The 10,714-nt window shown below is 38.1% G+C and carries 6 protein-coding genes; 3 read left to right on the top strand and 3 right to left on the bottom strand.

The window, feature by feature from the left end; genetic code table 11:
• Nucleotides 1-335: 335 nt before the first annotated feature.
• The gene (locus BW935_RS11005; RefSeq protein WP_076501425.1) at nt 336-1,610 is read right to left on the bottom strand and encodes a peptidoglycan DD-metalloendopeptidase family protein; all 1,275 of its coding nucleotides are present in this window, start codon (nt 1,608-1,610) and stop codon (nt 336-338) included.
• 411 nt (nt 1,611-2,021) lie between these two features.
• Between BW935_RS11005 and aspS the strand changes: the two genes are divergently transcribed.
• Nucleotides 2,022-3,779 carry an aspartate--tRNA ligase gene (aspS, locus tag BW935_RS11000; protein WP_076501424.1) on the top strand — a complete coding sequence of 586 codons (1,758 nt, stop codon included), beginning with the start codon at nt 2,022-2,024 and terminating at the stop codon, nt 3,777-3,779.
• Nucleotides 3,780-3,993: 214 nt separating this feature from the next.
• Here the strand turns inward: aspS and BW935_RS10995 are convergent, their stop codons facing one another.
• Entirely contained in the window at nt 3,994-4,680 is a 687-nt protein-coding gene (locus tag BW935_RS10995) for a lysoplasmalogenase (RefSeq protein WP_076501422.1), read from the bottom strand.
• A gap of 366 nt (nt 4,681-5,046) precedes the next feature.
• Here BW935_RS10995 and BW935_RS10990 point away from each other — a divergent pair, with 366 nt between their 5' ends.
• The gene (locus tag BW935_RS10990) at nt 5,047-8,295 is read left to right on the top strand and encodes a TonB-dependent receptor (RefSeq protein WP_076501421.1); all 3,249 of its coding nucleotides are present in this window, start codon (nt 5,047-5,049) and stop codon (nt 8,293-8,295) included.
• Nucleotides 8,296-8,375: 80 nt separating this feature from the next.
• Nucleotides 8,376-9,437: an aminotransferase class I/II-fold pyridoxal phosphate-dependent enzyme gene (locus BW935_RS10985; protein WP_076501419.1), complete on the top strand. Its 1,062-nt coding sequence runs from the start codon at nt 8,376-8,378 to the stop codon at nt 9,435-9,437.
• Between the two features lie 391 nt (nt 9,438-9,828).
• On the opposite strand, the gene BW935_RS10980 is transcribed toward BW935_RS10985, so the two are convergent.
• Complete coding sequence (locus BW935_RS10980) at nt 9,829-10,704, bottom strand: NAD kinase (RefSeq protein WP_076501418.1); 876 nt, start codon at nt 10,702-10,704, stop codon at nt 9,829-9,831.
• Between the last annotated feature and the right edge of the window lie 10 nt (nt 10,705-10,714).

Raw genomic sequence — 10,714 nt, 5'->3', positions numbered from 1 at the left:
CTCAGAGTGGTTTGGCAAGACAAGACCGATTCACGACTGCGGAGACTGCACAGAAGCACAACACCAAGAAAACAGAAGAACAGAATTGAAGTTGAGAAAGTAATTGAGAGATTAAAAACTAAATAAGATGTATAAAGTACCTAGTACCAAGCATGATGTATCAAGTACGATGTACAAAGAAATATAGAACCCAAAGTGCTCTGTAAGAAATACATGACGCGGAAGTTTGAAGAAATAGAAGTCTTATACAGGTGAATAATCACCCATAAGCTTAAGATCCCTAACCTGTAGAAAAATAAAGAGCCACCTGTTTCGGGTGGCTTTTTTTTATGATCTTAATTTTCAGCGACTAGTTTATCAGCCGGGTAGCTGATTGGGATATTGGCTAGCAGTTGAAGTTTATCGAATTTTACTTGATCGAAGGCCATTCTATTGGCTGGGAGAATTGGGTCGGAAGGTGGGATTTTTTCCTGAAGCCAATCTACTTGCTTCCCATTTTTCCAAAATCTAAAACAAAGGTGTGGTCCAGTAGCAAGTCCAGTAGCACCTACATAGCCGATGACTTGTCCTTGCTTGACTCTTGCGCCTGGCTTCATTCCCGAAGCGATTTTGGACATGTGCAAGTATTGCGTAGTATAAGTGCCGTTGTGTTTGATTTTAACATAATTGCCATTGGCACTGGTATATCTTGCCTCGACTACTGTTCCGTCACCTACAGTTCTGATTTCGGTTCCCGTCGGTGCGGCATAGTCTGTGCCTAAGTGTGGTTTGTAGCGCTTTTGTACAGGGTGGTATCTGTTGAGATTGTATCTAGAGCTGATTCTGGTGTATTTGAGTGGGTCTCTTAGGAAAGCTTTTTTGAAGCTATTGCCTTCTTGATCGAAGAAGCTCGTTTCTCCATTTTGCTCAAAAGGAATTGCATGATAGCTTTCTCCCTTGTGTTCAAAATATGCAGCTTCTATATCTGTGATGCCTACTACATTTCCTTCTACGACTTTTTCGTGATAGACCACTTTGAACTTGTCACCTTTCTGCAATTTTTGGAAATCTACATACCAGCCGTAAAGATCCGCAAATTGATCAACGAGGTCATTGGTGATTCCAAGCTGATTCATATTGACAGATAAGCTATGGTCTATTTCACCTCCCAGTTCAACTTTTCTAAGTTCTACTGGTTTTTCTTCCTTGTAGATTTCTACTTCATCGAGCTTGAATACTACATATTCAGATGGATTTGGCTCATAAATGAAAAATTGAGCTTGTGAGGAATCTCTTCCAGTTAAAACAGTGAATTTTTTGTTGAAGGCTATTTTTCTTACGTCAAAAATATCTTTGGACTTCCTAGCAATTTCGTCTATGATCTGATAGGGAACATTGAAAGGAGCTAGTAGCGTGGAAAGGGTTTGGTTTTTTCCAACGATTCCTTCTATTACGTCCAGTTCATTGATATTGATACCATAAAGCAGGAGGTCTTCCTGCATTTCTTCTTCAAAGTTTTCTACGATGACTTCTTCTTTTTGATGCCTGAAGTCTATTCGATCCCATGTAAAATAAAATCCTCCTCCCAGAGCCAGCGTCAATAGCGCGGCACCAATCCATTTTTTTCGCATGTTTATTTTGTATTTGTCGGGTTCTTGATCTCCAAAGGAATTTAAATTTCAGTCAATTTCCAAATCTTTTGATGGCTGTTTTGAGCAGGAAATGCACAAAGCAATAATGCTATCAAAACTTACATTAATCTAATGATGAAACGGAGCTGATTGTAATTCATTTTCTGATGTGTCGATTTTTATTGAAAATTTATTGGAAACGGCTGTTTGTTAGTGAATTTCTAATTTTAGAGCCTTATTTTTTTTAAATTATTCATATCATTGCAACAGCAATATTGAGTAGCGTATTTCTTGCCATTGGGTTTAGAATTGTATGATTTTAACCGAGTGGAGCTATCGAAAATCAACGTTTGATTTAGCTTGCTGTATATTTTACTTATCTTTGTCGCTTTAAAAAAAGATTCCAAAAACATGCTTAGAACTCATACTTGTGGGGAATTGCGCCTCGCAGATGTCAATAAAGAAGTAACCCTAGCTGGCTGGGTACAACGTGTCCGAAATAAGGGAGGTTTGATCTGGCTAGACCTGAGAGACCGATATGGTGTGACGCAGTTGATTTTTGAAGAAGGATCTACAGACAAAGCTCTTCTAGAAAAAGCAGCGAGCTTGGGTCGTGAATTTGTGGTGCAAGCGACAGGAGTAGTCATAGAACGTACTTCTAAGAATGATAAGCTACCTACAGGAGACATTGAAATCAAAGCTAGTGCTTTGGAGGTATTGAATGCTGCTAAAGTTCCGCCATTTATCATAGAAGATGAGACGGACGGTGGCGATGAATTGAGAATGAAATATAGGTACTTGGATCTCAGAAGAAATGTAGTCCGCGAAAAACTACAATTGAGACATCGCATGATGCAGGAGACTAGGAAATACATGGATGCTCAGAGCTTCATAGAAGTAGAAACGCCAGTATTGATCAAGTCTACCCCTGAAGGAGCTAGAGATTTTGTAGTGCCTTCGAGGGTAAATCCGGGTGAGTTCTATGCTCTTCCACAATCTCCACAGACCTTCAAGCAGCTATTAATGGTCAGTGGTTTTGATCGTTATTTTCAGATTGTGAAGTGTTTCAGAGATGAAGACTTGAGAGCCGACAGGCAGCCTGAGTTTACACAGATAGATTGTGAGATGTCTTTTGTAGATCAAGAAGATATCTTAAATACTTTCGAAGGCTTGGTTCGTCACCTTTTCACCCATGTAAAAGGAATTGAATTGGGTGGTGTGGAGCGAATGACATTTGCCGATGCCATGAAGTATTATGGTAATGACAAGCCTGACTTGAGGTTTGATATGAAGTTTGTAGAACTTAATGAACTCGCACAAGGTAAAGGTTTTACCATATTTGATCAGGCAGAATTGATCGTTGGGATATGTGCTACAGGGGCGGGTGAGTATACTAGAAAGCAAATAGATGCCTTGACGGATTGGGTGAAAAGACCTCAGATTGGTGCAAAAGGCCTAGTATATGTGAAGTGTAATGAAGACGGAACGTTCAAGTCTTCTGTAGATAAGTTTTACACACAAGAAGATTTGAAAGCATGGGCAGAAAAAGCCAATGCAAAAGCTGGAGATTTGATTTTAGTGCTTTCTGGAGATGCTAAAACTACTCGCAAGCAAATGTCTGAGCTTCGTCTGAAGATGGGAGAAGAATTGGGATTGAGAGATAGAAATGTATTCAAGCCGCTTTGGGTTGTTGATTTCCCGCTTTTGGAATGGGACGAAGAAACACAGCGCTACCATGCGATGCACCATCCATTTACTTCACCGAAGAAAGAAGATATTCCTTTGCTTGAAACCGATCCAGGAGCTGTAAGGGCCAATGCCTATGATCTGGTGATTAATGGCGTAGAGATCGGTGGCGGTTCTATTAGGATTCATGATCGACCTACTCAGCAGTTGATGTTCAAGCATCTCGGTTTTTCTGATGAAGAAGCACAGAAGCAGTTTGGCTTCTTGATGGAAGCCTTTGAATACGGTGCGCCGCCACATGGAGGTATCGCCTTTGGTTTTGATAGATTCTGTGCGATTTTTGGTGGCTCAGATTCGATCAGAGATTACATCGCTTTCCCGAAAAATAATTCAGGTAGAGATGTGATGATCGATTCTCCGAGTACCATTGCTGAGGAGCAATTGAAGGAATTGTCAATTGCTTTGGCTTTGAAGAAGGAGTAGCATTAGTTTGCAAGAAATTGACAGAAGCCTTCTAGATTTTTGAAATCTGGCAGGCTTCTGTGTATACGCTTATTCGATTTTCACATAATGGAGTACATATTCTTTTCCTTCAACTTCTTCGGTGAATATCAAGATGGTATCTTGATTAAATCCTACCACTTCATAATAGTCACCTGAGCTTAGTTTTCCAGATTTAAAGTCTTTTGACCTAATTTCAACCTTTTAGGTAATGCGCCCTGATACCCATTATAATCAATAGTTGAGCGAGTATATAAGTGCCCATCACGAGCACGGGAGCCTCAGGGAAGGGCTTGTAAAACATATTGATTGCTAGTATACCATCTGAAATCATGAAGGTAAATGCACCAATAAAAACTTGCCAGAAGCTGGAGGCATTTGTTTTCCCAAATCGCTCTCTGGCTGTCGTGACCATGGTGACGATAATTAAGATATAGATCACTACTGGGATTTTGAATTCTCCCAATCCTGGATTGATCAGGAAGTAGGCTATCCCAGCGGGGATATAAATAGGAAGGTTGTATAGAAATAGTTTGATGAAATTGACCTGACCAATTTCAAAAGGTTTTTCTTGGCTTATCTTGAAACTGATGATAAAACATACATGCGCCATCAAGAATGCTCCCAAGCCGTAGAGAAAAAGATATGGAAAAAGTAAGAGTACATCACCCAACCAAGAAAATATCAATGCACCTAACATGGCTTTCCGGATCAGGGTGCCTGCGACATTTTTACTGATTTGCCAAAAGTAAAATCCTAATGACAAGATAATCAATGGTTTGCTGTATATTCTAAATTCTGAATTCCCTTCTGCTGTAAAAAAGAGATCAATCACGGCAACGAGAAGAAATATATACAACCAAAGGATATTTTTATTTCGCATGAATTGGCTCGTTTTAATTGAGGTTTAAAGTGGAAATATAGCCAAATATTTTTGGGTTTTTTGAGTCCAATTTTGTGTTAACATTGAGTTAAAGAAAACTTAACACTGAAATAGATCAAAGAAGTTAATTTCAGTATAAGTGGGTAATTCGTGGGTTTAAACCGTTTGAAATGTAAAATTTCAGGCAAAAAGAAAATTTCCTTCTTTTTTCAATGTTAAGAAATTGTTAAGTATTATTGTGAATAAATGTTAAAACTTAACAATTACAAAAAAGAAAACTTGTCTAAGTGGTATACATTTGTACTTGGAAAAACTAAGTAAATCCTAAAACTGTAATTCTAAAATTTTCCACAAAAAACAAAAATTATGAGGCAATCATTACTTAAGAGTTTATTTGCGATAGCAATGCTCGTATTCAGTACGGGTCTTGTGTTTTCGCAAGGTGTTACAACCGCCACTATCTCGGGTATAGTGACGGATAACACAGGTGAGACATTACCTGGAGCGAATGTCGTTGCGATTCACACCCCATCTGGTACAAGATATGGGGCAGTTTCTAATTTAGAGGGCAGATTTGTGCTTCCTAACTTGAGAGTTGGTGGGCCATACACTGTTTCTGTATCTTTCGTTGGATTTGATACAAGAAGTTATGAAGGTATTACCCTTGGTCTTGGGCAAAATTATTCATTAAATGCTGTTTTGGCTGATGGTGTTGAATTGGAAGCCATAGAAGTTAGTGCTAGTAAGGATGGCATCATGAACGCCGATAGAACAGGTGCTGGAATCAACCTAACAGCAGAGAGAATAAATAGCTTACCAACAATCAGTAGAGGTATTAATGACTTTACTAGAATGACCCCTCAATCTAACGGTACTTCTTTTGCTGGTAGAGACAATAGGTTTAATAACTACACAATTGATGGTAACATTTACAATAATAACTTTGGATTAGGGAGTGATCAATTTGCTGGTGGTAACCCTTTATCATTGGATGCTATTGAAGAAGTTCAAGTAAACCTTGCTCCTTATGATGTTAGACAAGGAGGTTTTACTGGAGCTAATGTAAATGCAATTACTAGGTCGGGTACTAACGAGTTCAAAGGATCTGCGTATTTTTTAACTAGAAACCAAGATTATCAAGGTAGTAGAATTGGAGATAATGAATTGAGTGGTCAAGAATTTGATTCTAGAATTTTTGGTTTTAGAGTGGGAGGTCCAATCATTAAGAATAAATTATTCTTCTTTGCAAATGTTGAAAGTGACGTTTCTACAAGACCAGGACAACAGAATTTAGCTGCTCGTCCAGGATTAACTGGTGATAGAATTACAAGAGTCCCTGCGACGGAATTGGATTTTGTTAGACAAAGTTTGATTGATAATTATGGCTATGATCCAGGGGAGTATGAGAATTACGGTTTTGGACAAGAAATACTTAGATTAAACTTTAGATTAGATTATAATCTAAGTGAAAAAACGAAAATTGCACTTAGATTCAATCAATATACATCCTCAGACGATTCTTTCTTGAATGGTTCAAGCACTTCCAACGCTTTACCTGGAGGATTTGGAAACAGGAATTCTCTTCAAGCTATGGGTTTTAGAAATTCTAATTATACAACGGATGATAAGACTCAATCAATTGTTGCAGAAATATCAACTAGAATTAGTAATAATGCAACAAATAGTTTGAATATCGGTTATACGAATTTTGTAAGTGAAAGAGGGATTCCTGGAGGGCAAACATTTCCAATGATTGAGGTAATAGAAGGTAGTCAATATTATATGACTATGGGTAATGAGCTTTTTTCAATCGCAAATCAGGTTAAAAACAGAACATTAAATATTACTAATAATTTCACTTTCTTTAAAGGAAACCATACGTACACTGCGGGTTTGAATTTAGAGTACATGCAATTCGAGAATGCCTTTAATAGATTCTTTAATGGAGTTTATAGATATGGTAGTTATAACGATTTTGTGTCTGCTGTAATTGATAGAGACCCTACTGTTCAGCCTATTGGTTTTATTCAAGGGTTTGCTTTTGGCGACGATCCTACAAGGCCTGCAGTTGACGAAACAGCTTTTGGTCAGTTTGGTTTATATATACAAGATGAATGGCAAGCTACTAGACAATTAAAATTGACATTTGGTATCAGAGGAGATATCCAATTTTATCCAATACAATTGGCTGCTAACCCTGCAATTGAGAATTTTACATTCAGAGATCCAAGAGATTTTTCTCCTGTATCTATTGATGTATCAAAGCTTCCTTCAGCTAGACCTTTGTGGTCTCCAAGAATAGGATTTAACTGGGATGTTAATGGTGACAGAACTTTACAAGTACGTGGTGGAACAGGTGTCTTTACAGGTAGAATACCTTTTGTTTGGATTTCTAATCAAGTAAATAACAATGGAATATTAAGAGGTTTTGAAGTTATACAAGGAAATGGTTTTGACTCAAACCCTAGACCTTTTAATCCTGATGTTAATGTTTATAAGCCTGAAAACCCAACTCCAAGTGCACCATCAGGAGACGTGGCAGGAACCGATCCAAATTTTAGATTTCCTCAAGTCTGGAGAACTAACATTGCTGCTGATAAAGTGTTGGGAAATGGCTGGGTTGCAACATTGGAAGGTATTTATACTAAAGATATTAATAATGTTTTGCCTGTAAATGTGAATTTACCTCAACCAACTGGGTTTTTCAATGGTCCTGACCAAAGGCCTTACTGGACAAACCAAAGAATCAATGCACCGTTTACTCAAGCAATTTATTTGACCAATACAAATCAAGGTTATTATGCTTCTTTGATGGGTCAGATACAAAAAACTTGGGAGAATGGTATGTATTTCATGGCAGCTTACACGAGATCTGTTGCTAAAGACCCTGGATTGACAGGTGGTTCTACAGCTGGTTCTTTGTGGACATCTAATGTTCAGTTTAATAGAAATGCTCCTGAAATGAGCTGGACAAGATTTGATCAGCCTAACAGAATTATTTCGACTATCTCCAAGTCATTTGAATATGGTGGGATTTTTAAGACGCATCTTTCTTTATTCTATGAAGGTGGAGAGCAAGGAAGATTCAACTATGTCACAGGTGGTAACATGGCTGGTGATAATGATGCAAGATTGATTTATGTTCCAGCAGACCCATCAGAAATAAATTTCTTAGATATTGTTTCTCAAGGACAAGTCAGGTTTACTGCTCAACAGCAGTCTGATGCCTTCTTTGCTTTCATTGATCAAGATAAATATTTAAGCTCAAGAAGAGGTATGTATGCTGAAAGAAATGGTGTTAAACAACCTTGGTTACATAGATTTGATTTCAGAGTACTTCAAGATTTCAAATTAGATGTTAATGGTAAATCAAATATTCTTCAGGTAAGTTTGGATATTTTGAATGCTGGTAACATGATCAACTCTGAGTGGGGCGTTGGTAAACTTACTAATGCTGCTACATTGCTTCAGTATGCTGGTAGAAATGCAAATGGTGAGCCTCAATACAGAATGAATCTTGATAGAAACGAATTGCCTACTGAAACATATAGACAAAACTTGAATCTTTCTCAAGTTTGGAGAATGCAATTTGGTGTAAGGTATATCTTCAATTAATCTTGATAAAACTCTTTCAAAAAAACCCTCAAGCAATTGAGGGTTTTTTTATGCCTATTATTTTTTAACTTCATCCCGATATGGATCCATTATACCTCAATCAACCCATTGGCCGTGTTATTCGAAATGAAGGTACAAAATACCTTTATTTTAGTGGTACATCCTATTTAGGGATGCAGGCTGTAGATGAGTTTCGAAGTCTGCTTAAGGAAGAAATGGATCATCTTGGTTTGAATCATGGACTGAGTAGGGTCAACAATGTCAGATTGGGTATTTATGATGCGTTTGAAAGCTACTTTGCTCATAAAGCAGGGGCAGAGCGAGCATTGGTATTTAGCAGTGGTTTTTTGGCAGGTTATGCAGTGATTTCTTATTTGGAAAAGGATGCTGACGCTGTCTTTATTGCACCTGATACCCATCCAGCTGTTTTGCCGAATGGCCTGACAGGAAAAATTTATGGCAAAGCAAAAGACTGGATAAACGCTATTCAAGAATATGCTAATCAGTATCAGAACAAAAGCATTTTAATCCTTGCGAATGCTGTGGATGCATTGAAACCAGAAATCCATGATTTTTCTTGGATGAGTCAATTACCAAAAGGGAATCAATATACGCTTTTGATTGATGATAGCCATGCTTTTGGGTTGGTTGGAGACGGAATTTTTGGGACTTACGCTCTTTGGAAAGATTTGCCTGTTCGGCTATTTGTGTCAGGCTCTCTTGGTAAGGGTTTGGGTTTGCCAGCTGGAATTGTATTGGGCAATCAGGAGTCCATGCAGGAATTGTCATCACAAGTGATTTTCAGAGGTGCTTCTCCTCCACCTCCAGCTTATTTATCGGTATTTCGAAGGGCTCTAGCTTTGTATTCAGCACAATTCTATAAGCTTCGATCCCATGTTAAATTATTCAAGGATTTGACTCGTGACATGTCTCTTTTTACATCAGCAAAGGATTTTCCTGTTTTTAGTTTTAAAGAGGCTGATTTGGTGAGTTATTTGTTCGCCCATCAATTTATAGTTTCATCCTTTCCATACCCTAGACCTTCCGATCAGCCTATTCATAGGATTGTTTTATCAGCTTGGCATGAAGAGGCTGATTTGATTCTTTTGGCAGAGGCAATTGAGAAATTTAGGGTTAAATAATTATTTGCTTTTGAGAATCCTGTGGACCACCTACCGAAAAGTGAAGTCACTCTTATAAATTTTCTAAATATCCCATTGTCATCTGAATGATTGAATCGATTGAATCAATTCCGAAAAATCGGAACAAGTCATCTATTAGGATCAAGTATCAACCAATAGCTGATTTTATCAATATGGATATACGGAACTTTGCCAGTAACATTACAAAATTCCGATTTACCTAATTTCCGATATTAATTGATATTGGATATTTATGGATATTGACCATTAGCAACCTATAGAGCCAATGGATTGAAGTTACTGGCAAAGAAGCGTATAATCAGATTTATCCATAAGCACATTTAAATTATTGCGTGGATTAGATTATAATTCTTCTATTTTCATAAGATCCCTAATTCCTCATATCAAAGCCCCAGTTTAGCTTTTGCCTGAGTGTATCGAAAAAGTGATAGCCTGGGAATTTAACCAAGCAAGCTGAAAATATAGCTTTTTTTACTTTGAGTTCGTCGCTAGCGTCTATGGTTGTCGATCTTGAGTCCAAAGAAACTAAGAATTTTTCTCCTCTACCTTCTACTTTGAAGCTGATTTCACACTCATCTGAGATGATCATCGGTCTTACGTTCAAGTTGTGTGGGCTCACGGGCGTTAGCACGAAGTTTCTTGCTCCTGGGCTGATCAATGGACCACCGCAGCTCAGGGAGTATCCTGTGGAGCCAGTAGGCGTGGCTACAATCAAGCCATCTGCCCAATAGGAGTTGAGGTATTGTCCATCGATGTAAGTGTGTATGGTGATCATGGAAGATGTGTCTCTCTTATGTATGGTAAATTCATTGAGACCAAAATTGACTCCATTGAAAAGTTGTTTTTCGGTATGTACGGAAACTAGGGTTCTTTTTTCGATGGCATACTCGCGGTTTATCAAGCTTTTCACAGCTTTTTGGATTGCCTCTTTTGCTACCGTAGCTAAGAAGCCTAATCTTCCAGAGTTGATTCCTACTATGGGTACCTCGTGACTTCCTACTAGACAGACAGTGTCCAATAATGTGCCATCCCCACCGACAGAAAGGATAAAATCCATCTCTGAAACAATTGATTTAGGAAGGAGTGGTTCGTAGGAATCGATTTTGACTTGATGTTTTTTTAGCGATTTTGAGAAAGCTTCTGTAAAAAATATCTTTACATCATGCTCTTGTAGGCTTGCAATAAGCTCTTTGACATGGGGTACAAATTCCTTTGGGAAGCCTATCCCATGGATAGCAATATTCATGTAGGTGCTG

The sequence above is a fragment of the Belliella pelovolcani genome (genome assembly GCF_900156785.1).
Classification (GTDB): domain Bacteria; phylum Bacteroidota; class Bacteroidia; order Cytophagales; family Cyclobacteriaceae; genus Belliella; species Belliella pelovolcani.
The sequence above is the reverse complement of the archived record's forward strand: the minus strand, read 5'-3'. Positions and strand labels throughout refer to the sequence as shown.